Here is a 259-nt window from a genome sequence, read left to right on the forward strand (position 1 = left end):
CAAAATCATCTTTTTCTATGATAGATAAAGAAGAGGGATTAGCGGAATTGAAAAAAATAAAAAAAGAGTTAATTAAAAAATATAAAGAGGTAATGAATATAGATTTTAGTGATAAAAGTGAGAAAAGTACAAATCAATTAAGAATATTTAATGAAACCCTTTATCTCAAGTTTTTTTCAAAATATGTATTTGATATTGCTGATGTTAAAATTTACTCTTCTAAAAATGTAAATAATTTAGTAATATTTGCTGATAGTCC

1 protein-coding gene is annotated in these 259 nt (G+C 22.0%); it reads left to right on the top strand.

All coding sequences use genetic code 11. The features are described from left to right. Nucleotides 1-259: hypothetical protein (locus BUE91_RS07220; protein ID WP_180371213.1), on the top strand; the 259-nt coding region annotated here is incomplete at both ends.

Source organism: Streptobacillus notomytis (genome assembly GCF_001902585.1).
GTDB classification, from domain to species: domain Bacteria; phylum Fusobacteriota; class Fusobacteriia; order Fusobacteriales; family Leptotrichiaceae; genus Streptobacillus; species Streptobacillus notomytis.